This window comes from Pseudomonas petrae (genome assembly GCF_021728295.1).
In the GTDB taxonomy this organism is placed as follows: Bacteria; Pseudomonadota; Gammaproteobacteria; order Pseudomonadales; family Pseudomonadaceae; genus Aquipseudomonas; species Aquipseudomonas petrae.
On record NZ_JAKJXE010000012.1, the window covers coordinates 24,336 to 47,717 of the forward strand.

Annotated in this window: 15 protein-coding genes; 10 read left to right on the forward strand and 5 right to left on the reverse strand. The window is 60.5% G+C overall.

Features of this window, described 5'->3' with window-relative positions; all coding sequences use genetic code 11:
• The first annotated feature begins 22 nt into the window (after positions 1-22).
• The 6 genes from L4G42_RS19980 (at position 23) to pgi (ending at position 7,991) form a co-directional block, all read left to right on the forward strand.
• Entirely contained in the window at positions 23-1,462 is a 1,440-nt protein-coding gene (locus L4G42_RS19980) for a sigma-54-dependent transcriptional regulator (protein WP_237254885.1), read from the forward strand.
• A 773-nt stretch (positions 1,463-2,235) separates the two neighbouring features.
• Positions 2,236-3,633 carry a polynucleotide adenylyltransferase PcnB gene (locus L4G42_RS19985; protein WP_237254886.1) on the forward strand — a complete coding sequence of 466 codons (1,398 nt, stop codon included), beginning with the start codon at positions 2,236-2,238 and terminating at the stop codon, positions 3,631-3,633.
• A 6-nt stretch (positions 3,634-3,639) separates the two neighbouring features.
• Positions 3,640-4,122, forward strand: a complete 483-nt coding sequence (gene folK, locus L4G42_RS19990; protein ID WP_237259880.1) for a 2-amino-4-hydroxy-6-hydroxymethyldihydropteridine diphosphokinase — start codon at positions 3,640-3,642, stop codon at positions 4,120-4,122.
• 210 nt (positions 4,123-4,332) lie between these two features.
• Positions 4,333-5,133 carry a 3-methyl-2-oxobutanoate hydroxymethyltransferase gene (panB, locus tag L4G42_RS19995; protein ID WP_122536960.1) on the forward strand — a complete coding sequence of 267 codons (801 nt, stop codon included), beginning with the start codon at positions 4,333-4,335 and terminating at the stop codon, positions 5,131-5,133.
• Positions 5,130-5,981 (forward strand): pantoate--beta-alanine ligase, encoded by an 852-nt coding sequence (panC, locus tag L4G42_RS20000; protein WP_237259879.1) that lies wholly within the window; start codon positions 5,130-5,132, stop codon positions 5,979-5,981. The genes panB and panC overlap by 4 nt, the downstream gene beginning before the upstream one ends.
• 345 nt (positions 5,982-6,326) lie before the next feature.
• A complete protein-coding gene (gene pgi / locus L4G42_RS20005) occupies positions 6,327-7,991 on the forward strand; it encodes a glucose-6-phosphate isomerase (RefSeq protein WP_237259878.1) in 1,665 nt (554 codons plus the stop codon).
• 70 nt (positions 7,992-8,061) lie between these two features.
• Here pgi and L4G42_RS20010 read toward each other — a convergent pair whose 3' ends face one another.
• Positions 8,062-8,631: a hypothetical protein gene (locus L4G42_RS20010; RefSeq protein WP_237259877.1), complete on the reverse strand. Its 570-nt coding sequence runs from the start codon at positions 8,629-8,631 to the stop codon at positions 8,062-8,064.
• Between the two features lie 326 nt (positions 8,632-8,957).
• Here L4G42_RS20010 and L4G42_RS20015 point away from each other — a divergent pair, with 326 nt between their 5' ends.
• Positions 8,958-10,136 carry an acetyl-CoA C-acetyltransferase gene (locus tag L4G42_RS20015; RefSeq protein ID WP_237259876.1) on the forward strand — a complete coding sequence of 393 codons (1,179 nt, stop codon included), beginning with the start codon at positions 8,958-8,960 and terminating at the stop codon, positions 10,134-10,136.
• A 265-nt stretch (positions 10,137-10,401) separates the two neighbouring features.
• On the opposite strand, the gene mgtA is transcribed toward L4G42_RS20015, so the two are convergent.
• The gene (gene mgtA / locus L4G42_RS20020) at positions 10,402-13,137 is read right to left on the reverse strand and encodes a magnesium-translocating P-type ATPase (RefSeq protein ID WP_237259875.1); all 2,736 of its coding nucleotides are present in this window, start codon (positions 13,135-13,137) and stop codon (positions 10,402-10,404) included.
• A gap of 711 nt (positions 13,138-13,848) precedes the next feature.
• On the opposite strand from mgtA, the gene L4G42_RS20025 reads away from it, so the two are divergent.
• The 3 genes from L4G42_RS20025 to L4G42_RS20035 all read left to right on the forward strand — a co-directional run bounded on the left by L4G42_RS20025 (position 13,849) and on the right by L4G42_RS20035 (position 18,254).
• On the forward strand, positions 13,849-14,865 hold the full coding sequence (locus L4G42_RS20025; protein ID WP_237259874.1) for a class I SAM-dependent rRNA methyltransferase: 1,017 nt from the start codon (positions 13,849-13,851) through the stop codon (positions 14,863-14,865).
• Positions 14,866-14,976: 111 nt separating this feature from the next.
• Positions 14,977-17,937: a DUF748 domain-containing protein gene (locus L4G42_RS20030; protein WP_237259873.1), complete on the forward strand. Its 2,961-nt coding sequence runs from the start codon at positions 14,977-14,979 to the stop codon at positions 17,935-17,937.
• A 26-nt stretch (positions 17,938-17,963) separates the two neighbouring features.
• A complete protein-coding gene (locus L4G42_RS20035; RefSeq protein WP_237254913.1) occupies positions 17,964-18,254 on the forward strand; it encodes a DUF2845 domain-containing protein in 291 nt (96 codons plus the stop codon).
• Between the two features lie 174 nt (positions 18,255-18,428).
• On the opposite strand, the gene L4G42_RS20040 is transcribed toward L4G42_RS20035, so the two are convergent.
• Genes L4G42_RS20040 through L4G42_RS20050 form a run of 3 tightly spaced genes read right to left on the reverse strand, consistent with a single transcriptional unit; the run spans position 18,429 to position 23,344 of the window.
• Positions 18,429-19,802, reverse strand: a complete 1,374-nt coding sequence (locus L4G42_RS20040; RefSeq protein WP_237254914.1) for an HlyD family type I secretion periplasmic adaptor subunit — start codon at positions 19,800-19,802, stop codon at positions 18,429-18,431.
• Positions 19,792-21,945 carry a type I secretion system permease/ATPase gene (locus tag L4G42_RS20045; RefSeq protein WP_237254915.1) on the reverse strand — a complete coding sequence of 718 codons (2,154 nt, stop codon included), beginning with the start codon at positions 21,943-21,945 and terminating at the stop codon, positions 19,792-19,794. The genes L4G42_RS20040 and L4G42_RS20045 overlap by 11 nt, the downstream gene beginning before the upstream one ends.
• Positions 21,946-21,994: 49 nt before the next feature.
• Positions 21,995-23,344 (reverse strand): TolC family outer membrane protein, encoded by a 1,350-nt coding sequence (locus L4G42_RS20050; RefSeq protein WP_237259872.1) that lies wholly within the window; start codon positions 23,342-23,344, stop codon positions 21,995-21,997.
• Positions 23,345-23,382 lie beyond the last annotated feature (38 nt).

Consider the following 23,382-nt stretch of genomic DNA (forward strand, 5'->3'; position numbering starts at 1 on the left):
GACCGTCGAGAGAACCGAATCAATGCCTCACATTTTGATCGTGGAAGACGAAACCATCATCCGCTCCGCCCTGCGTCGACTGTTGGAACGTAATCAGTACCAGGTCAGCGAAGCCGGATCCGTGCAGGAAGCTCAGGAACGTTTCAACATCCCCTCGTTTGACCTGATCGTCAGCGATTTACGCCTGCCCGGCGCCCCCGGTACAGAGCTGATCAAGCTCGGCCAGGGCAAGCCGGTACTGATCATGACCAGTTACGCCAGCCTGCGCTCGGCCGTGGACTCGATGAAAATGGGCGCGGTGGATTACATCGCCAAACCCTTCGACCACGACGAAATGCTTCAGGCCGTCTCGCGCATCCTGCGTGATCGCCAGACGCTGCAAAGCATGCAGGCAGAACGCGCTGCCACCAGCAAGACTGCGACCGGTGACAAGGCCGGCCCGGACAACAGCAACGGCGAGATCGGCATCATCGGCTCATGCCCACCGATGCAGGACATGTACAGCAAGATCCGCAAAGTCGCGCCGACTGACTCCAACGTGCTGATTCAGGGCGAGTCCGGTACGGGCAAGGAATTGGTGGCCCGCGCGCTGCACAACCTGTCGCGTCGCGCCAAGGCCCCGATGATCTCGGTCAACTGCGCAGCGATCCCGGAATCCCTCATCGAATCCGAGCTGTTCGGCCACGAAAAAGGCGCGTTCACCGGTGCCAGCGCCGGTCGTGCCGGCCTCGTTGAAGCGGCTGATGGCGGCACCCTGTTTCTCGACGAAATCGGCGAACTCCCGCTAGAGGCGCAGGCTCGCCTGTTGCGCGTGCTGCAAGAAGGCGAGATTCGCCGGGTTGGCTCGGTGCAGTCGCAGAAAGTCGACGTGCGCCTCATCGCAGCGACTCACCGCGACCTCAAGAGCCTGGCCAAAGTCGGCCAGTTCCGAGAAGACTTGTACTACCGCCTTCACGTGATCGCGCTGAAACTGCCCGCATTGCGTGAACGCGGCGCGGACGTCAATGAAATCGCCAATGCGTTTCTGGCGCGGCAAAGCCTCAAGGCCGGGCGTAACGACCTGCGTTTCGCACCGGACGCCGAGCAAGCGATTCGACACTATTCGTGGCCGGGTAACGTGCGGGAATTGGAGAATGCGGTCGAACGCGCGGTGATCCTGTGCGAAAGCCCGGACATTTCTGCGGAGCTGTTGGGCATCGATATCGAGCTCAGCGACCTCGACGTGAACGAGTTCATCGGCCTTGCACCGCAAACGTCAGGCTCGTCGAGTTCCACGGCTGGCGAGCCAACCGAGGACTTATCGCTGGAGGACTATTTCCAGCACTTCGTGCTGGAGCATCAGGACCACATGACCGAAACCGAGCTGGCCCGCAAGCTGGGCGTCAGCCGCAAGTGCCTGTGGGAGCGTCGCCAGCGCCTGGGCATCCCACGACGCAAAACCGGAGTGGCCAGCGAAACGTGAGCGCATCCCTGCGCGGGCTCTGGCACGCGGGTGACGGGGAATGTGAAAAAACTGTTACCTCATAAATGGTGACGTAACAAAACCGGGGCGTACGGTAACGAACCCCGGTTTTTTTTCGCTTGTGCAAAAATAGCGTCAATTTGCCACACCCTTGAATTCAGCGGCGTGCAGCGCGTTTTGCAAAAGTTGGCACAGGTACTGCTATAGGTATTCGTACAAGAACAACAAAAATCAGTCACCCGAAACACCAACATAATAAAAACAAGACGAATCGACTCACGCATAACAAAAACAATACGGCGGAGGCGCAGCTAACTGATTCTTTTGGAGAGGCGTTGCATTTGGGACTTGTCCCGCAACCAGGCCGAGAACAACAAAAACTACCCTTAGGTAGAGCCTGAACTGGTTGGATCGATAGATCACTGCTGCACAGCGACCAAAGCAATCAGTTTGCTCTTGACTCCCGACTGGGAGGTTTCACAGGCGAAAGCCGTGAATTGGGCGGTTAACAATAATAAAAAGCCCGTCAGACAATAAAAATAAGAGCACGCACTTTGGGGGAGCTTCGGCTCCCCCAGTAGCATCTGCAACAAAGTCCCGTCTGCAACAAAGCCCCGTCCCTTCCGACACCCCGCGCTACGCCCCGCAGTCAGCCCGCGCAGGCACCCATCACGCTGCCTCCTACACCATCCCTCGACTAAATGCTAGAATCCCCGCCCATCGTGCGGTCACTCTTCGAAATTGGCCGAATATTCCTTCAAACAGTGCCTCCCATGCTGAAGAAGCTGTTCCAGTCATTCCGTTCCCCACTGCGCAAGCCGCAGCAACATGTGCGCACAACGCCTGAAGTGCTCAGCAGCAGCCAGCATTCGTTGCAACGCAGCCAATTCAGCCGCTATGCGGTGAACATCGTCGAGCGTCTGCAGACCGCCGGCTACCAGGCCTATCTGGTTGGCGGCTGTGTCCGCGACATGATGCTCGGCATCACTCCCAAGGATTTCGACGTCGCCACCAGCGCCACGCCCGAGCAGATCCGCGCCGAGTTTCGCAACGCCCGTATCATCGGCCGCCGCTTCAAGCTGGTTCACATTCATTTCGGCCGTGAAATCATTGAAGTCGCGACCTTCCGCGCCAATCACCCGATCGACGACGAAGATGAAGACAGCAACCAGTCTTCACGCAACGAGAGCGGGCGCATCCTGCGTGACAACGTCTATGGCACCCTTGAAGACGACGCCCAGCGTCGCGACTTCACGATCAACGCCCTGTATTACGATCCGGTCACCGAGCGCGTCCTCGATTACGCCAATGGCGTTCACGACATCCGCAATCGCCTGATTCGTCTGATTGGTGATCCGCAGCAGCGTTACAAGGAAGACCCGGTGCGCATGCTGCGGGCCGTGCGTTTCGCCGCCAAGCTGGATTTCGGCATCGAGAAGCACAGCGCCACGCCAATTCGCCCGCTGGCGCCCATGCTGCGCGACATTCCTTCGGCGCGTCTGTTTGAAGAAGTGCTGAAGCTGTTCCTCTCGGGCTACGCCGAGGCGACGTTTGAGATGCTCGTCGATCTCGAACTGTTCGAGCCGCTGTTCCCGGCCAGTTCCAAAGCGCTGGAACAAAACCCGACTTACACCCATACGCTGATCAGCGAGGCGCTGGCCAACACCGATCTGCGCATCAAGCAGAACAAACCGGTCACGCCGGCGTTCCTGTTTGCCGCGTTGTTGTGGCCTGCCCTGCCCGCCCGCGTGCTGCGTCTGCAAGAGCGCGGCATGCCGCCGATCCCGGCCATGCAGGAAGCGGCTCATGAGCTGATCACCGAACAATGCCAGCGGATCGCGATTCCCAAACGCTTCACCATGCCGATCCGCGAGATCTGGGACATGCAGGAACGTCTGCCGCGCCGCTCGGGCAAACGCGCCGACCTGCTGCTGGAAAACCCGCGTTTCCGTGCCGGCTACGACTTCCTGTTGCTGCGCGAATCCGCTGGCGAAGAAACCGACGGCCTGGGTGAATGGTGGACGGACTATCAGGACGCCAATGATTCCGGACGCCGCGACATGATCCGTGACCTTGGCAGCAAGCCCGATGCCACCGGCCAAGGCCCGCGCAAACGTCGTCGCAGCAGCAGCGGCAAGCGCAAACGCGCTGGCGTCGACGGGGCGGAATAACACCCGATGATCGAGCGCGTCTACGTCGGCCTGGGTAGCAACCTGGCCGACCCCGCCGAGCAGTTGCGCGAAGCGATCAAGGCCATGAGCCTGTTACCGCAGAGCAGTCTGTCAGGCGTTTCCTCTTTTTATGTCAGCGACTCGCTGTTGCCGGGTCAGCCGCGTTACACCAACGCGGTCGCTGCGCTGGACACCTCGCTCCCCCCGCTGGCGCTGCTCGACGCGTTGCAAGGCATCGAAAACGATCAGGGCCGCAAGCGCCTCGAACGCTGGGGGCCGCGCACACTGGATCTCGACATCTTGCTGTTCGGCGATCGACTTATCGATGAGCCGAGACTGAAGGTGCCGCATTACCAGATGCACGTGCGCGCGTTTGTGCTGTACCCCCTGGCCGAGCTGGCGCCGGGGATCATCCTCGCTGACGGCCGCGCGCTGAATGATTTGCTTGCCCAGTGCCCGTTCGAAGGCCTGGAGCGATTGCCGAGCTGACGCCGTTTTGCGGGCACGTTGAAACCGGCAACACCCGGAATTGACTTCCCGCCCCCTCCTCACGAAGATAAGCGTCCCAAAGCCGGACGACCGGCCACAAGGCGCGGATCAGGCCGTTGCAAACATCGCGAAACGACGATGTGCCTGCCTCCCAAGATGAATCACGCGTTGCTCGCCGCAGTATTCACAGCGCCTGAATGAGGACTTTCCATGCCCGATATCACCGTTACGTCCCTGCTGGCTTTAAAGCAAAAAGGTGAAAAAATCACCATGCTGACCTGCTACGACGCGACTTTTGCCCACACCGCCAGCCAGGCCGGTGTGGAAGTGCTGCTGGTCGGCGACTCGCTGGGCATGGTCCTTCAGGGCCACGACAGCACGCTACCGGTCACCACCGCAGAGATGGCGTACCACGTGGCCGGCGTCAAACGCGGCAACCAGGGCGCGCTGATTCTGGTGGACCTGCCGTTCATGTCCTACGCCACTCCCGAGCAGACCTTCGCCAATAGCGCCACGCTGATGCAAGCGGGCGCGCACATGGTCAAGATCGAGGGCGCGGCGTGGCTTGCCGACTCGATCCGGCTGCTCGCCGAACGCGGCGTTCCCGTCTGTGCACACATGGGGCTGACGCCTCAGGCGGTCAACGTGCTGGGCGGCTATAAAGTGCAGGGGCGTCAGGAGTCGCAGGCGCGGCAGATGCGGGCCGACGCGATTACCCTTGAACAGGCCGGCGCCGCGATGATTTTGCTGGAGTGCGTGCCGAGCGAATTGGCCCAGGAAATCACCCACGCCGTAAAGATTCCGGTGATCGGGATTGGCGCCGGCAGCGCCACAGACGGTCAGGTGCTGGTGCTTCACGACATGCTCGGGCTGTCGATCACCGGCCGTGTGCCCAAGTTCGTGAAGAATTTCATGGCCGGTCAGCCGGACATTCAGTCGGCGATCGCCGCTTATGTCAGCGCGGTCAAGGACGTCAGCTTCCCCGCTCCAGAACACGGATTCTCGGCATGAACACAGTTAAAACCGTTCGCGAGTTGCGCGCCGTCGTCGCCCGCGCTCGCAGCGAAGGCAAACGCATCGCTCTGGTGCCCACCATGGGCAACCTGCACAGCGGCCATATCGCTTTGGTCACCAAAGCCGTGCAACGCGCTGATTTCGTGATCGCCAGCATCTTCGTCAACCCGCTTCAGTTTGGCCCCAACGAAGACCTGGCGTCGTACCCCCGCACCCTTGCCGCTGATCAGGAGCAATTGCTTCAGGCCGGTTGCCACCTGTTGTTTACGCCGACGGTCGAAGAAATGTACCCCCATGGCATGGCCGATCAGACAATCGTGCGCGTGCCGGTGGTGTCCGAAGGTCTGTGTGGCGGCAGCCGTCCTGGCCATTTCGACGGCGTATCGACGGTGGTCAGCAAGCTGTTCAACATGGTGCAGCCAGACATCGCGATTTTCGGTCAGAAGGATTTCCAGCAACTGGCAGTCGTCAACGCATTGGTGCGTGACCTGAACATGCCCATTCAAATCATCGGCGAACCCACCGTGCGTGCCGCCGATGGCCTGGCCTTGTCCTCGCGCAATGGCTACCTGACTGAAGACCAGCGCGCTGCGGCGCCTGCGCTGTACCGCGTGATCAAACACATTGGCGCGGCATTGCAGAATGGCGAGCAGGATCATCAGCAGTTGATCAGCGATGGCGTCAAAGCCCTCGAAGCGGCGGGCTTTCGTCCTGATTACCTTGAGATTCGCAATGCAGTCAGTCTTCGCCCTGCGACGCCGGATGATCATGATCTGGTGGTGCTGGGCGCAGCTTTCATGGGCAAGACGCGCCTGATCGACAACCTGCATCTGGTCAAGGAATAACCTGCCCACCCGGCTGAAGGATGCGCCCGGTCACGTGTAAAGCAAAAGTCACGTGATCGGATGACCATCTGCGCCTATGCTCACTGCGCGAAACCGATTTTGCGGCGCAGGCCTTGGCCTTCGCAGGGCGCTGGCGATGAACTTAGCCAGACCCGCAATGCCATATCGATACAGTTCGTGTCAGACCAGCAACTCTACTCTGTGAGAAAAAGTACCGAGCAAAGGTAAAGCAAGGCGCAGACATCGGCGTTGCCGGGGACTAGTCTCTGATGCACCCACGAATTCATGTCCAATCCTGCTTTTCAGTGTCCAAAAGGCAGTTCAAGTACAAGGAAACCCGCAGCGATGGCGTACTACCGCACTCCTCATGACGTCACTACCCTGCCCGCCTGGCAGGCGCTCAAAGATCACCGCGACGCGATGCAGAATTTCAGCATGCGCGAAGCGTTCAACGCAGACCCGAAGCGTTTCAACGAATTCACGCTCAGCAGTGCCGGTCTGTTTCTCGACTACTCGAAGAACCTGATCACTGCCGAAACCCGTCAGTTGCTGGTGAATCTGGCCAATGAAGTCGGCCTGAAGGACGCCATCAAGGCGCAGTACGACGGCGAACTGGTCAACGCTTCGGAAGGTCGCCCTGCGCTGCACACCGCGCTGCGTCGTCCGGTTGGCGACAAGCTGCTGGTCAACGGCGTCAACGTGATGCCGGAAGTGCACAAGGTGCTGAACCAGATCACTGATCTGGTCGGGCGCATCCACGACGGTCTGTGGCGCGGCTACACCGAAAAGCCGATCACCGACGTGGTCAATATCGGCATCGGCGGCTCGTTCCTTGGTCCGGAGCTGGTGTCCGAAGCGCTGTTGTCCTATGCGCAGAAAGGCGTTCGCTGCCATTACCTGGCGAACATCGACGGCACCGAGCTGCACGAGCTGACTCAGAAGCTGCGCGCCGAAACCACGCTGTTCATCGTTTCGTCCAAGACTTTCACTACCCTCGAAACCCTGAAGAACGCCACCGCAGCCCGCGCCTGGTACCTCGCCCAGGGCGGGTCCGAAGCCGAGCTGTATCGCCACTTCATCGCGGTGTCGAGCAACAATGCCGCAGCGGTTGCGTTCGGCATTCGTGAAGAGAACATCTTCCCGATGTGGGACTGGGTCGGCGGCCGTTACTCGCTGTGGTCGGCCATCGGCCTGCCTATCGCGCTGGCGATCGGCATGTCCAACTTCAAGGAGCTGTTGTCAGGCGCCTACACCATGGATCAGCACTTCCAGAACGCCGAGTTCGAAGAGAACATGCCGGTGCTGCTGGGCTTGCTGGGTATCTGGTATGGCAACTTCTGGGGCGCGCAAAGCCACGCGATCCTGCCGTACGACCATTACCTGCGCAACATCACCAAGCACCTGCAACAGCTGGACATGGAATCCAACGGCAAGAGCGTTCGCCAGGACGGCGTGCCGGTCAAAACCGACACGGGTCCGGTCATCTGGGGTGGCGTCGGCGCGAACGGCCAGCATGCTTACCACCAGTTGTTGCACCAGGGCACGCAAATGATCCCGGCCGACTTCATCGTGCCGATCGTCAGCTTCAACCCGGTGTCCGACCACCATCAGTGGCTGTACGCCAACTGCCTGTCCCAGAGCCAGGCCTTGATGCAGGGTAAAACCCGCCCCGAGGCGGAAGCCGAACTGCGCGCCAAGGGCGTCCCGGAAGAAGAAGTGCAGCGTGTCGCGCCGCACAAGGTCATTCCGGGCAACCGTCCGAGCAACACCATTGTCGTCGAGCGCATCAGCCCTCGCCGCCTGGGCGCGCTGGTCGCGATGTACGAGCACAAGGTGTTCGTGCAAAGCGTGGTCTGGGGCACGAATGCCTTCGACCAATGGGGTGTTGAACTGGGCAAGGAGCTGGGCAAAGGCGTTTACAGCCGCCTTGTCGGCACCGACGAAACTGTCGCTGAAGACGCTTCGACCCAAGGCCTGATCAACTATTTCCGCGGTCGTCACCGCGGCTGATCTGCCGTCCTGTAACACCTCGAAACCCGCTCTCTCGCAAGAGGCAGCGGGTTTCGTGCGTGCGGGTTTCTCAGTCTTCTATGTCGGGAAGCACCGTCGGGTCGAGTTGAACGGCGTGCTGCGCCGGATTGCGCACGCAAATAAGCTGATCGTCACGCGGCCCTTCCTTGGGGCCGACGCGCCGCAGGTGCATCAACGACCCGCACCAGGGGCATTGCGCAGTCAGACGATTCACCCTCAGACGCCCCGTCTTGCTGATCTCCAGATAGTGCCGGGAGCCGAAGAAATGCTCGAATTTATGTCGCCGCAGCACGGCGGACATCCCGACGGCCATCACCGCAACGATGAATGAAAACATGAACAACGTTGACCACGAGCTCTGCCCGCCCAAAGGCGGCTGAAACAGGGTGAAGTACAGCCCGATCAGGCTGGCGATACCCGTGATGTAACCAAAGACAGAGACGTTGTTGCTGTCGAGGCTGCGCCCGCCAAACGCCGGATGGCGCTCGATGTGCAACTGCTCGGGCGTGAAGGTGGGACGCTCGTTGTGACTGATGTTCACGTTGGCGCCACGAAAGTCGCCGACGCCGACGTTCAGGCTGTGATCGCCGCTTTGACTGCCATGGTTATCGTTCGACAAAAGGGGGCTCCTGAAGCGCGGACGCTGAAATGGCCGGCGATTGTCCCTGCCGTCACCCTCATCGAAAATCAGCCGCATCCTGGGTTTGCGTGGGAATCTGAGACACTTCTTGTCGTATGTCTCCGTAGGAAACGTCCGCAGGTCGGCCAAAGGATGGACCGGAAGCGGTGGATTGCCGTGACTGCGAAATCCGGGCGACAAAGGGCTTAAATTATCATCGTCATTCATGTAACCATGCTCTCCCTTGATCCGGCTGCCCGTCCTTTTTTCTTCACCTTTTCATGCCTGGGCCGGCGCCGCGTCGCACACCACTGAGGATTCGCACCATGCAAGACGTCGTAATCGTTGCCGCTACCCGCACCGCGGTGGGCAGTTTCCAGGGCTCGCTGGCGAATATTCCCGCAGTGGATCTCGGCGCTGCCGTCATCCGTCAACTGCTCGCGCAGACCGGTCTGGACGGTGCGCAGGTCGATGAGGTGATCATGGGCCAGGTGCTGACGGCGGGCGCCGGGCAGAATCCTGCACGTCAGGCTGCGATCAAAGCGGGGTTGCCGTTCACGGTGCCGGCCATGACGCTGAACAAGGTCTGTGGCTCGGGCCTCAAGGCGCTGCATCTGGGGACGCAGGCGATTCGCTGCGGCGACGCGGAAGTGATCATCGCCGGCGGCCAGGAAAACATGAGCCTGTCCAACTATGTGATGCCGGGCGCGCGAACCGGTCTGCGCATGGGCCACGCGACGATGGTCGACACGATGATCAGCGACGGCCTCTGGGATGCGTTCAACGATTACCACATGGGCATCACTGCCGAGAACCTGGCCGATAAATACGACATCAGCCGTGAGGCGCAGGATGCATTTGCCGCTTCGTCGCAACAGAAAGCGACCGCCGCCATTGAGGCCGGTCGCTTCGTGGATGAAATCACCCCGATCCTGATCCCTCAGCGCAAAGGCGATCCGCTCTCTTTCAGCATCGACGAGCAGCCTCGCGCAGGGACCACCGCTGAGTTACTGAGCAAGCTCAAGCCAGCGTTCAAAAAGGAAGGCTCGGTCACGGCGGGCAATGCGTCATCACTGAACGACGGTGCGGCAGCTGTCATTCTGATGAGTGCCCGAAAAGCAGAAGAACTGGGCTTGCCGGTGCTGGCGCGGATTGCCGCCTACGCGAACGCCGGCGTCGATCCGGCGATCATGGGCATCGGCCCGGTGAGCGCAACCCGCCGCTGCCTGGATAAGGCGGGTTGGTCGCTGGAGGAGCTGGATCTGATCGAAGCCAACGAAGCCTTTGCCGCGCAGTCCTTGTCGGTTGGCAAGGAACTGGGCTGGGACATGAACAAGGTCAACGTCAACGGCGGCGCCATCGCCATCGGCCACCCGATCGGCGCATCGGGCTGCCGCGTGTTGGTGACCCTGCTGCACGAGATGATCAAGCGCGACGCGAAGAAAGGCCTGGCGACGCTGTGCATTGGCGGCGGACAAGGCGTGGCGCTGGCGTTGGCGCGCTAAAGCAAAGGCTCTTGTAGGAGCGCGCTTGCCCGCGAAGAGGCCGGTGAATCAGGCGTATCTTCGGTGTCTGACCCAGAGCATTCGCGGGCAAGCGCGCTCCTACGGCCTTCGGCCAGAATCAAAAGCAATCCGTGTTGATCGTTCCCGCGCTCCGCGTGGGAATGCCGCCCCGCACGCTCCCCCTCCCGGCACGTGTGACGCAGAGCGTCAAGGGATGCATGCCCACGCGGAGCGTGGGCACGATCAACTCAGAAGAACTGGCGCCTCACTGCCAGCCAAACCTGCGCACATAGAACCCCTTCACCGCCTGAGTCAGCGCCACGTACGCAATCAGGATCACCGGCAGGATGGCGAAGTACAGCGGCGGCAGCGCCTGCAGTTTGAAGTAGTGCGCCAGCGGGCCCATCGGCAGGAAGATGCCCACGGCCATGATCACCCCGGTCATCACCATCAACGGCATCGCCGCGCGGCTTTGCAGGAACGGGATTTTCGGCGTGCGGATCATGTGCACAATCAGCGTCTGCGTCAGCAGGCCCACAACAAACCACCCGGACTGAAACAGCGTCTGATGCTCAGGCGTGTTGGCGCCGAATACGTACCACATGACCGCGAAGGTGGTGATGTCGAAGATCGAGCTGATCGGCCCGAAAAACAGCATGAAGCGTCCTACATCCGCAGGCTGCCAGCGCTGAGGTTTTTTCAGCAATTGCTCATCGACGTTATCGAACGGGATGGCGATCTGGGAAATGTCGTACAGCAGGTTCTGCACCAGCAGGTGCATCGGCAGCATCGGCAGAAACGGGATGAACGCACTGGCGACCAGCACCGAGAACACGTTGCCGAAGTTGGAACTGGCCGTCATCTTGATGTACTTGAGCATGTTGGCGAAGGTCCGGCGCCCTTCCAGCACGCCCTCCTCCAGCACCATCAGGCTCTTCTCCAGCAGAATGATGTCGGCGGCTTCCTTGGCGATGTCCACCGCGGTGTCCACGGAAATACCGATGTCGGCCGTGCGCAGCGCAGGCGCGTCGTTGATGCCGTCGCCCATGAAACCCACCACGTGCCCGTTGGCCTTGAGCAGCCGAACGATGCGCTCCTTGTGGGAAGGCGTCAGTTTGGCAAACACGTTGGTGGTCTCGACGGCGAGCGCCAGTTCGGCATCGCTCATGCGCTCGATGTCACCGCCCAGCAGCAGGCCCTGACGTTCCAGACCGACTTCGCGGCAGATCTTCGCGGTGACGCGCTCGTTGTCGCCGGTCAGCACCTTCACTGCCACGCCATGCTCGGCCAGCGCTTTAAGCGCCGGCGCCGTGCTTTCCTTCGGTGGATCGAGAAACGCGACATAGCCGATCAGGGTCAGGTCGCTTTCGTCAGCCAGACCATAAGTGTCACGGCCTGCCTCCATAGGACGCGCCGCGACGGCCACCACGCGCAGACCTTCTTCGTTGAACGCTGCGGTGACGCTCAGAATGCGCTCAAGCAATTCAGGCGTCAGCGCTTCTTCGGCATCGCCGTGGCGCACGCGGTTGCACACGCTCAGCACTTCTTCCAGCGCGCCTTTGCAAATGAGCAGATGCGGCTCGCGCTGCTGTTGCACCACCACCGACATGCGCCGGCGATTGAAGTCGAACGGGACCTCATCGACCTTACTGAACGCGGTGCCGACTTGCAGCTCGCGGTGAATCTCGACATGCTCCAGCACCGCAACGTCCAGCAGGTTTTTAAGGCCGGTCTGGTAGTAGCTGTTGAGGTAGGCCATCTCCAGAACGTCGTCGGACTCATCGCCCCAGACGTCGACATGGCGTGCGAGAAAAATCCTGTCCTGGGTCAGCGTGCCGGTTTTGTCGGTGCACAGCACGTCCATGGCGCCGAAGTTCTGGATGGCGTCGAGGCGCTTGACGATGACTTTCTTGCGCGACAGAAACACCGCGCCCTTGGCCAGCGTCGAAGTGACTATCATCGGCAGCATTTCCGGGGTCAGGCCGACAGCGATGGACAGCGCGAACAGCAACGCTTCCATCCAGTCGCCCTTGGTGAAGCCGTTGATGAACAGCACCAGCGGCGCCATCACGAACATGAAGCGGATCAGCAGCCAGCTGACTTTATTGACCCCGGCCTGAAACGAGGTCGGCGCGCGGTCGGTGGCGCTGACCCGCTGCGCCAGTGCGCCGAAATAGGTGTTGTTACCGGTGGCAAGAATGACGCCCGTCGCAGCGCCGGACACCACGTTGGTGCCCATGAACAGAATGTTTTCCAGGTCCAGCGGGTTGCCCGTATCGAAGCCCTGACGCCGCGCGAATTTTTCCACCGGCATGGATTCACCGGTCATCGCGGCCTGGCTGACGAACAGGTCTTTAGCGCCGAGCACGCGGCAGTCTGCGGGAATCATGTCGCCGGCAGACAGCACGATCAGGTCGCCCGGCACCAGTTGTTTGATTGGCAGCTCAATGCGTTTTTGCCTGGCGTTATCGGCAGCATCGAGAGTGCTGTCGGCGCGGCGCATGACGGTCGCGGTGTTGCTGACCATCGCCTTGAGCGCGTCAGCCGCCTGATTGGAGCGCGCCTCCTGCCAGAAGCGCAGCAGCGTGGACAGCACGACCATGGAGAAAATCACCGTGGCGGCTTTCATGTCTTCGGTCAGCCACGAGATGAACGCCAGCAGGGTCAGCAGCAAATTGAACGGGTTTTTGTAGCAGTGCCACAGGTGCACCCACCACGGCAGCGGCTGTTCGTGCTCGACTTCGTTGAGGCCGTGTTGCTCGCGCAGGCTTTGCGCTTCGGTTTCGGTGAGACCGTCGGCGTGGCTGCTCAGCCGTGCGAGCAATTCGGGCACATCGCTGCTGGCGCCGCGGGTCAGGGTTTGCGCAAGGGTCGGCGGCACTTCGCGGCTGACAGTGGCGTCGGTCACGCTGTCGAGCGTCGCCAGCCGACGGAAGTGCCGGCCGAGTTTGCGAGTGCGCACGAAGTCTGCGAGGAGTTCTTTCAGGAGGGTGTATTTCATGGTTATGTCCCCTGGACTGAAGGCTGCTGGAGCTGAAAGCACAGGAACCTTGAGCGGGTACGGCAAACCTCTGGCGCCGCCCTCGTTCATGAGCAGGCACCGCAGGCTGGCCCGCGCAGCAAATGCCGCGCGCGTCCGATGCGCAGACGAACGACAGACGCGTCGGTCATCACGCAGGATTGGGCGTCAGGGAAAGGACAGGGAAGCGGGCTCTGAGCAGAGTCCGCGGGCACTGCCGCTTCTCACGTTGTCGGCGAGATAGCGGCAGTGAAAAGACTGCGCGTTATCGTGCCGAGGATGGGCCGGTCGTCATTACCGGCTGACGTCTGTCACTCGAACAAGTACCCACTGTGGGTCTCCGCATTGGTTGAAAACGGGCGAAGAATACGCCCGGGTTTTATGAGAGTAAATCGCCAGTACCGGGGGTGTCGGGTTATTGCGGGTGTCTTCAGGGGCGGTTCAGGAATCGGGCGATGACGCCCTTTGCCGGAGTGCGCTTGCCCGCGATTGCGGTGGGTCAGTAGGCAAGTGAGGTGCCTGAATTGACGCATTCGCGGGCAAGCGCGCTCCTACAGGGGTTTGCAGCGGATGGGGGATTGTGGTGGTCCAAAAATCCCGTACATGGAGCCGGCTTGCTGGCGAAGAGGCGGCAACACCGGTATTGGCCTAGCTGATAAACTCGCACGCCTTATTCCTGGCCCAAGGTCGAGCATGTCTTCGTTGAATCAGGCGCTCAGCGTCGCCCTCGATAATCGTCAACCCCTGCTCGCAGAACTGCATGCCCAAGGCACCGACTGTTATCGCCTGTTCCACGGCAGCCAGGAAGGCGCGAGCGGGCTGACCGTCGACCGCTACGGCCCGCAATTGCTGGTGCAGAGCTTTCACAACAGCCTGGATCTTGATTCGCTGCTCGCGCTGCATGCCGCCGTCAATGGGCGGCTGGGCCTGGAACTGATGCTGGTCTATAACGACCGCTCCCAAGGCAACTCGCGGGTTGACAGGACAGACCCGATCTACAAAGCCGAAGACGCTGCGCTGGCCGATCTGGTCGGCCATGAGTGGGGCTTGAATTACCGGGTGCGCGGTCGTCATGCCGGGCAGGATCCGTTGCTGTTTCTCGATTTGCGCAACGCCCGCGGCTGGGTCAAGCAACACGCGGCCGGCAAGAGCGTGCTTAATCTGTTCGCCTACACCTGCGGTGTCGGCCTGAGCGCGGCGGCGGGTGGCGCGCGCGAGGTGTGCAACCTGGATTTCGCCGAGGGCAATCTGGCGGTCGGCCGCGAGAACGGCCTGCTCAATCCGCATCTGCCGACCATGCAGTTCGTCCAGTCCGATTACTTCCCGGCCATTCGCCAACTGGCCGGACTGCCCATCGCTTCCCGTCGCGGCCACACGCTGCCGAGTTACGCGCGCCTTGAGCAACGCCAATACGATCTGGTTCTGCTGGATCCGCCGGCCTGGGCCAAGAGCGCCTTCGGCACGGTAGATCTGCTGCGCGATTATCAGAGCCTGCTGAAACCCGCGCTGCTGACCACCGCCGAAGATGGCGTGCTGATCTGCTGCAACAATCTGGCGAAAGTCAGCCTGGACGATTGGCGCGAGCAAGTGCTGCGTTGCGCCAGCAAGATCGGCCGGCCAGTGCGCGACTGCCAGGTGCTGACCCCGGGCGCCGACTTTCCGTCACAGGATCAACAGCCCCCGCTCAAGACATTGATCTTGCAGCTGTGAGGCGTGATCGGGCCTAAGGAAATTTCCCACAAGGATTGAAGCGACTGGATTTGGAACCAGATTGGCGTGCCATACTCCAAGGACCTCCCATCGAGAGAGTCGGCGACCTAAATGCCCAAAGGATTGAAACGCGCCATCGGCGCCCTGCTGGCCGTCTTCGCCATTTACAGCGCGCTGGGGTTTCTGATCCTGCCAGGCGTTGCATTGCGAATCATCAATCAACAGCTGGCGAATTACGCCACGGTGCCGGCCAGGCTCGACCGTCTCGAACTCAATCCCTACAGTCTGGAAGTCACCCTCTGGGGCCTGAACATCGGGGCGCCGGGCAAGGAGCAAATCGGTTTCGCACGGCTTTACGCCAATCTGCAAATCGACAGCCTGTGGAGCAAGGCTCTGCACCTCAAGTCCGTCGAACTCGATAAACCCAAGACCGAGCTGCTGTTCGCCAAAGACGGCACGCTTAACCTGGCCGGCCTGTTCAAACTGCCGGCCAGCGAGCCGGCCAAACCCGACCAACCCCCAAGCAAACCGTTTCCGTTGCGCATCGGCGAGATCAAGCTGGCCGACGGTTACGTGCATTTCCAGGACATGCGTCCCAGCGAGCCCATCGAGTTTCTCTACGACGCGCTGAATTTCGAGCTGAAAAACCTCAGCACGCTGCCGGAAGACAACGCCGACATGACCCTGGTCGCCGCAGGGCCTGAGGGCGGTCAGATCGACTGGGTCGGGCGCATCAGCCTTGTGCCGATCGCGTCGGAAGGCTCGCTCAAGGTCACCGATGGCAAGATGAAAGTCTGGTGGCCCTACGTTCGCGATGCACTGCCGCTGGTGCTCAAAGACGGCGTGCTGAACTTCAACACCCATTACAAACTCAGCCTGGCCAAGGAAACCGAGCTGCTGCTGGATAACACGTCCCTGAGTGTTGCGCCCTTCGCCATCGATGCCCCGGATGACAGACCGCTGGCTCGCCTGAAAAAACTGAGCGTGAGCGAGACGTCGATCGATCTGGCCAAGCAGTTGGTAACCGTCGGCAAGATTCGCAGCGACGGCCTGGAAACCTGGGCGACGCGGGAGTCGGACGGCGAACTGGACTGGCAGAAGCTGTTCGCCAGCCAGCCCTCTAAAGCGCAGGCGAAAAAGGTTGAGGCCGAAAAACAGCAGCCCGCCACCGCCACCAGCACTGAAACCACCGCCAGCGCAAAACCAGCGGCGCCGAGCAAACCGTGGCAGGTGTTGCTGCGCGATACGCAGCTGCGCGACTACCGGATTCATCTCGCCGACAAAGTGCCGAAGGAGCCTGTCGCGATTGATGTTGGCCCGCTGAACCTGGACCTGACCGGCTTCGACAGCCTCAACAAGTCGCCCTTCAAACTCAAGCTCGACACCGGCGTGGGCAAGCAAGGCAAGCTGACCGCCGAGGGCGAGGTGAATCTGGCGCCGGTTCGCGCCAATCTCAATGTCACTACGCGGGATATCGACCTGCGGGTCGCGCAGTCTTACGTCACCCCGTTCATTCGTCTGGAAGTGCGCAGCGGCATGCTCAACAGCGATCTGGCGGTGGACCTGAAAAGCACCGAGCCGTTGGCGCTGGGCATTACCGGCAAGGCGCAGGTTGACCAGCTGCACACCCTCGACACGCTCAAGTCGCGGGACTTCGTGAAGTGGCAGCGGCTGAATGTGGAGGGGCTGAATTTCCAGCTGGGCGATAGCCTGACCATCGCTTCGATCAATGTCGATCAGCCGTATGCGCGCTTCGTGATCGCTGACGATCGCTCGACCAATATCGACGACCTGCTGATTCCGCAGCCCGCTGATCAGGCGCCTGCCGCGCTGAAAGCCAAGGCTGCCGCCAGCAGCGAAAAGCCGATGGGCATTCGCATTGGCGAGGTCAACATCACCAATGGGGCGGCCAACTTCGCCGACTTCAGCCTTACGCCGAACTTCGCCACGGCCGTTCAGCAGCTCAACGGCAAGATCGGCACGCTGGATAACCGCCAGGACAAACCGGCGACGGTGAATATCAACGGCAAAGTTGATCGCTATGCGCCGGTGACCATCAAGGGCGCGCTGAACCCATTCAACCCGATGGCGAGTCTGGACATCGCCACCAGCTTCAAGCGCGTGGAACTCACCACGTTGACGCCCTACTCCGGCAAGTTCGCCGGTTATCGCATCCGCAAGGGGCGTTTGAATCTGGATCTGCATTACCTGATCACCAAAGGCCAGCTCAAGGCTGAGAACAAAGTGGTGGTCGAGCAACTGCAATTGGGTGAAAAGGTCGACAGCCCGGACGCGGTGAATCTTCCGTTGAAACTGGCGATTGCCCTGCTCAAGGATACCGATGGCAAGATTTCCATCGAGTTGCCCGTAACGGGTGATCTCAACAATCCGCAGTTCAGCGTCATGCCGATTGTCTGGCAGACGCTGCGCAATCTGCTGGTAAAGGCTGCGGCGGCGCCGTTCAAATTCATCGGCGGATTGATCAGCGGCGGTGGCGGATCGGAGGACTTGGGTACGGTGGCCTTCGCGCCGGGCGTTGACGAGTTGAGCCCTGAAGCGATGGCTTCGCTGGACAAGCTGGCGGCAGGCTTGAAAGCGCGTCCGGCGTTGCGTCTGGAGATTGAAGGCACCAGCGCTGAAGCGAGCGACGGGCCGTTGATTGCCCAGCAACGACTGGAGCGGGAATACCAGAGCACGTACTACAAGATTCTCCAGCGTCGCGGCGACAAGGTGCCTGCGCAGCCAAGTGATTTGACGGTGCCTGCGGATGAAAAGGCGCCGATGCTTGACGGGATTTACCGCACGCGCTTGAAACAGCAACCGCCGGCCGATTGGGTGAATCTGGGCAAGGAAGAGCGTCAGAACAAGCTGCGCGAGGCGGTGCTCACATCCTGGAGTTCGAGCGCGCTGCTGTTGCGTCAGCTCGGTCAGGCTCGGGCCGGAAGCATCAAGGACTACTTGGTCGACAAGGGCCAACTGGCAGACGAGCGGGTGTATTTCATCGACACCACCCTCGGCCAGCCGGAAAAAGACGGCCGCGTCATCAGCCCCCTGCACCTCGACAGCGAGTAATGATTTTGAAGAATGCGATAACGAGGATGGCGTTGATTCTCGGTGTGACCGCGCTGGTTGGCGTTGCTCAGGCGGATACATTGCGCTGTGGCAGCCAACTGATCAGCGTCGGCGACCGGATGTTTGAAGTGCAGCAGAAATGCGGCCAACCGGTCAGCCAGGACATCATCGGCTATAAGGAAACCGTCAATCACTACCGCCAGGTGGACCAGGTGCAGGTCCAGGAATGGATCTACGGCCCGAGCAACGGGATGTACCAGTATTTGAGGTTCGAAGGCGGGCGGTTGGTGAGGATTGATAGCAAACGCGGGAGGTAGTGGCGCGCGCGGATGCTCTCATGTGGGACCCGGCTCGGCTACTCCTCTGTAGGACCGGCTTCAGCCGGGAAGAGGCCTGTTCAAACACCATCAGATTAGCGGTGTGACACCCGACGCCTTCCCGGCTGAAGCCGGTCCTACAACGAGTGAGGCCAGTCCCACAGCCATCAACCATCAACGCTCGTGCAATGCCTCGGCGCGGGCTTTCAGCACGGGTTTGAGCATGTAGCTCAGGATGGTTTTCTTGCCAGTGATGATGTCTACCGAGGCGACCATGCCGGGGATGATCAGCAGCGGGTGCTCATCGGTGCCGAGGTGGCTGCGGTCGGTGCGCAGTTTGATCACGTAGAAGGTGTTCTTCTTCTCTTCGTCCTGAATGGTGTCAGCACCAATCTGTTCCAGCTTGCCCTTAAGCCCGCCATAGATCGTGTAGTCGTAGGCCGTGAATTTGATCATCGCTTCCTGCCCCGGGTGCAGGAAGGCGATGTCTTGCGGGCGAATGCGCGCTTCTACCAACAGCGTGTCATCCAGCGGCACAACTTCGGCAATGTCGCTGCCTGGCTGAATAACGCCGCCCACGGTGTTAACCAGCATCTGCTTGACCACACCGCGCACCGGCGACGTCACCATCGTACGGTTGACGCGATCTTCAAGACCCTTGGCCGTCGACTGCGCTTTCGAAAGGTTGGTACGTGCTTCGTTCAGCTGCGTCAACGCGTCGCTGCGGAATTTGCCACGGGTCTCATCGATCTTGCGCTGCACTTCAGCAATCGCCGCTTGTGCGCGAGGGATCGCCAGCGTGGTGCCGTCCAGTTGACCACGGGTTTCCACCTCGGAGCGTTTCAGCCGCAGGATGTCCACCGGCGACACAGCGCCTTGGGAAACCAACGGCTCGGACATGCCGATTTCCTGGCGCAACAGGCCCAGGCTGCTGCGGTACTGCTCCTGCTTGGAAGCGAATTCACGCAATTCCTGCTGGCGTTGAATCAACTGCTGCTGCAAACCACCGATCTCGTCGACCAGTTGCTGACGACGGCTCTTGTACAACGACTCCTCGTTGGACGCCTGGCTCGGCACCAACTTGCGCGCTTCGGCGCTGATATTCAGCGGACGATCATCAACCTCGGCGCTCAGACGCTCAACACGCAGCTGCATGGCCAGACGATCAGCCTCGGTCTCACCAACGTTGGACGCAAAGCGGGTGTCATCGAGACGAATCAGCGGGGCGCCGGCATCGACGATCTGGCCGTCGTGGGCGTAGATCTGCGCGACGATGCCGCCTTCCAGGTTCTGGATTTTCTGGATCTTGGTCGACGGAATGGCCTTGCCCTCGCCCTTCGTCACTTCATCGATCACGGCGTAATTGGCCCAGACCAGCAAGAAGACGAAAAACAGGATCACTGCCCAGATGGTCAGCCGCACGATGCGCGGAGCATCATCGACCAGTGCCTTTTTGACTTCGGGCAGTGCCTGGCCTTCCAGCGATGGCGAGCCTTTGAAGTAGCCGAAGATGCCGCCGCCGGAGTTTGGACCTGATTTAAGCAACACTGATCTGCCCCTTCTTCAACGCTTCCATAACGGCGGCTTTCGGGCCGTCGGCCACGATCTGGCCGCGGTCGATGACCACCAGGCGATCAACCAGGCTGAGCAACGAAGCTCGGTGTGTCACAAGAATCACGGTCTTTTTCTCGATAACGCCATACAGGCGCTGCTTCAAACGTTCTTCGCCGGTGTTGTCCATGGCGCTGGTGGGTTCGTCGAGCAACAGGATCGGCGGATCGAGCAACAATGCCCGCGCCAGCGCGACGTTCTGCCGCTGACCACCGGAAAGGTTCTGCCCGCGCTCGCCCACCTGCAGCTCATAGCCTTGCGGATGCAGGCTGGCGAATTCATGCACGCCGGCCAGTTCAGCGGCCTGCAGCACCATCTCGTCATCCACGTAGCGCGCGCCGGAAATCAGGTTGTCGCGCAGCGTGCCGGACAGCAGTTGAATGTCCTGGGCGACGTAGCCGATGTTGTGGCGCACTTCGCTGACGTCGATCTGGCGAATGTCGACGCCATCCACCAGCAGCGAGCCTTCGTCCGGCTGATACAAACCGACCAGCAGTTTGGCCAGTGAGCTTTTGCCCGAACCGCTACGGCCGATGATGCCGACCTTTTCGCCCGGGCGAATCACCAGATTGATGTTGCGCAGCGCCAGGTTCTGCTGATTCGGGTAAGTGAACTCAAGGTTGCGGAATTCCATGGCGCCTTGCAGGACTTGACGGCTGAGCGGACGCTCGTCGAAGTTGCGCTCCTGCGGCAGCTCCATCATCTGATCGACCGAGACCATGGTCACTTTGGCTTGCTGATAACGCGTCAACAGCCCGGACAGTTGCGCCAAAGGGCCCAGGGCTCGACCGCTGAGCATGTAGCACGCCACGAGGCCGCCCATGCTGAGGACGCCGTCCATGATCATGTAAACGCCGAAACAGATTATCGCTACGCCGGCCAACTGCTGGATCAGCAGGGTAATGTTCATGGCAAGACCGGAAAGGACCTTGACGCGCAACTCCAGGCGGCTGAGCGTACCGATGGTGTGCTCCCACTGGTACTGACGCTCGCTTTCGGCGTTGTTGACCTTCACCGCATCAAGGCCGGCGAGGGTTTCGATCAGGCTCGACTGACGCTCGGCCCCCAACGCCATGGTGCGCTCGAGGGTGGAGGTCAGCGGCTTTTGCAGGAAGTGGCCGATGCCCAGAGCCAGCGGGAAGGCGATGATAGGAATCCACACCAGATGCCCGCCCAGCAGCGCAATCACCAGCAGGATGATCAGCGTGAACGGCAGGTCGATGAGGCTGGTCAGGGTCAGCGACGTGAGAAAGTCACGCATGCCCTGGAACTCATGGATGTTCTGGGCGTAACTGCCGACCCGCGCCGGGCGAAACTTCATTGCCATGCCGACGATACGTTCGAACAGCGTGGCGGAAATGATCAGGTCGGTTTTCTTGCCGGCCAGGTCCAGGCACAGACTGCGCAGGCCCTTGAGCAGGAGGTCAAACAGGAACGCGCCACAGATACCGGTTGCCAGCACCCACAGTGTTGCAGTGGCCTGATTGGGCACGACACGGTCGTAGACGTTCATCACGAAAAGAGGGGTCGCCAGCGCAATCAGGTTGATCACGAAGCTGGCAGCGATCGCGTCGACGTAAAGCCAGCGAGACAGCTTGAGGGTGTCCTTGAACCAGGAACGAGCGCGCGGGATGAGCGAGCCCTGGGTCACGTCAAATTTATGTTGCGGCTGTGCGAAAAACACCCGACCGCTGTAATCCTGCGCCAGCGCTTCGGTTTCGATCAGCACTTCGCCGCCATTGCTTTCGCTGATCAGCAGGCGGGCCGATTCGCCCTCCCAACCGAGCAGAACGGCAGAGCGCCCTTCTTTCAGCAGCAGCAAGGCGGGCAATGCGATCTCGGGAATCTGGTTGAGCTTGCGTTGCAGCAAACGACCCTGCAAACCCGCCCGGGCTGCAGCGCGAGGCAGCAGATCCGAGCTCAGGCGCTGGTCGGGCAATGGCAGACCGGTGGTCAGCATGGCCCGGCTCGCCGGCTTGTGATGCAGGGCACAGAGTGTCAACAGCCCGTCGAGTAGCGGATCGTCGTGCTGGCTGCGTGGATCATGACCTAATTGAGCCGAAGGTAATTCCAAGTCCACGCTGACACTCTCTTTCTTAACGGTTAAAAGAAGCTGACTCCGTCAAGAATCAGTTCATGCCCGGCAGCTGAACTGTCGGTTTCACATCGTTCTGCACAACCGATGCCATCGGCGCCACGACGCCCTGGCTTTTTAGCAAGGTGCCCATGTCCGCCTTGATGCGGTATTGGGTGTACGTCTGCAGGTTCTTCAGTTGCACCAGACGCTGTTGCGCGGTGAACAGCTCGTTCTCGCTGTCGAGAAGGTCGAGCAGGGTACGCTCTCCCAGACTGAATTGCTGCTGGTATGAGGTACGCACGCTGTTCGCACGCTCTACGTACTGCTGAGCGATCGGCACCTGGGCGTTGGCGTTGTTGTAAGCGTTCCAGGCCAGGCCCAGTTCTTCGTTCAACTGACGCAACGCGTTGTTACGGATATCCAGGGCCTGGCTCGACAGGTACGACTTGGACTGCAGGTCAGCTTTGTTGCTGCCACCGGCGTACAGGTTGAAGCGCATACGGACCATGGCTTCCCAGCCATTGTTGTGGCCTTCGTCGCCGCCAATGTTGTTATCGGCATTGCGGCCCAGTTCTGCATCGAAACGCGGGTAGTAATTGGACTGCGCCGAGCTGTACTGCTTTTCAGCGGCCACGATGTCGGCTTCGGCCGAGCGCAGCACCGGGCTGTTCTCCAGCATCTGGCGGCGGGCTTCGTTCAGATCGGCGGGCATCATGGCGAACGGCGACGGTGCTTCCAGTTGGTCAGCTTCCAGACCAACGGCGCTCAGGTAGTTGGTTTGTGCGTCGGCCAGATTGGTTTGCTCGGTGATCAGGTTGTTGCGGGCCTGTGCCAGACGGGCATCAGCCTGGTCCATATCGGCCATACGACCCACACCGCGGGAAGTGCGCAGTTTGATTTGATCGTAAATACGTTCGTGACTCTTCAGATTCTCTTCGGCCAGCCGAACCATTTCACGTTGAGTAAGAACATCCAGATAGACCTGTGCAACAGTCAAACCTGTACGTTCGGTTGTATTTAACAGCGAATACGCCCGGGAATTGGCGGTGGCTTGTTGACGCGCAACTTCGTTACTTGTTGCAAAGCCATCAAACAGCATTTGCTGAAGACGGATTTGCGACTCGCCACGGTCCAGCGTCTGGTAATCATGACGACCGGTCGAGGCACGGGTGCTTGGCGTATCGGAACCGGCCCGGCCGTAGCCCGCCGTGACGTCGACACGCGGCAGGTAGCCGCCCTTTGCAGCACGGAGCGCGTAGTCCTGGGCGATACGGGCATTAATGCCGGCCTGCACCTCGGGATGCTCGTCCATGGCTTTCTGCATGGCGGACTGTAGCGTCTGGGCCTGAACGAAGCCGGCACAAAGGATAAGGGGTACAGCAGTGAAGAGGTGCTTACGCATTTTGGTGATTCCCGAGAACGTACTTGTTCAAAATGCAG

What these genes read in the sequence shown, in the direction of transcription:
- L4G42_RS20030 (WP_237259873.1), top strand. Translation starts at nt 14,977, where the DNA reads ATGCCCAAAGGATTGAAACGCGCCATCGGCGCCCTGCTGGCCGTCTTC.
- L4G42_RS20015 (WP_237259876.1), top strand. Translation starts at nt 8,958, where the DNA reads ATGCAAGACGTCGTAATCGTTGCCGCTACCCGCACCGCGGTGGGCAGT.
- panC (WP_237259879.1), top strand. Translation starts at nt 5,130, where the DNA reads ATGAACACAGTTAAAACCGTTCGCGAGTTGCGCGCCGTCGTCGCCCGC.
- L4G42_RS20025 (WP_237259874.1), top strand. Translation starts at nt 13,849, where the DNA reads ATGTCTTCGTTGAATCAGGCGCTCAGCGTCGCCCTCGATAATCGTCAA.
- mgtA (WP_237259875.1), bottom strand. Translation starts at nt 13,137, where the DNA reads ATGAAATACACCCTCCTGAAAGAACTCCTCGCAGACTTCGTGCGCACT.
- L4G42_RS19980 (WP_237254885.1), top strand. Translation starts at nt 23, where the DNA reads ATGCCTCACATTTTGATCGTGGAAGACGAAACCATCATCCGCTCCGCC.
- L4G42_RS20050 (WP_237259872.1), bottom strand. Translation starts at nt 23,344, where the DNA reads ATGCGTAAGCACCTCTTCACTGCTGTACCCCTTATCCTTTGTGCCGGC.
- L4G42_RS20035 (WP_237254913.1), top strand. Translation starts at nt 17,964, where the DNA reads ATGGCGTTGATTCTCGGTGTGACCGCGCTGGTTGGCGTTGCTCAGGCG.
- panB (WP_122536960.1), top strand. Translation starts at nt 4,333, where the DNA reads ATGCCCGATATCACCGTTACGTCCCTGCTGGCTTTAAAGCAAAAAGGT.
- L4G42_RS19985 (WP_237254886.1), top strand. Translation starts at nt 2,236, where the DNA reads ATGCTGAAGAAGCTGTTCCAGTCATTCCGTTCCCCACTGCGCAAGCCG.
- pgi (WP_237259878.1), top strand. Translation starts at nt 6,327, where the DNA reads ATGGCGTACTACCGCACTCCTCATGACGTCACTACCCTGCCCGCCTGG.
- folK (WP_237259880.1), top strand. Translation starts at nt 3,640, where the DNA reads ATGATCGAGCGCGTCTACGTCGGCCTGGGTAGCAACCTGGCCGACCCC.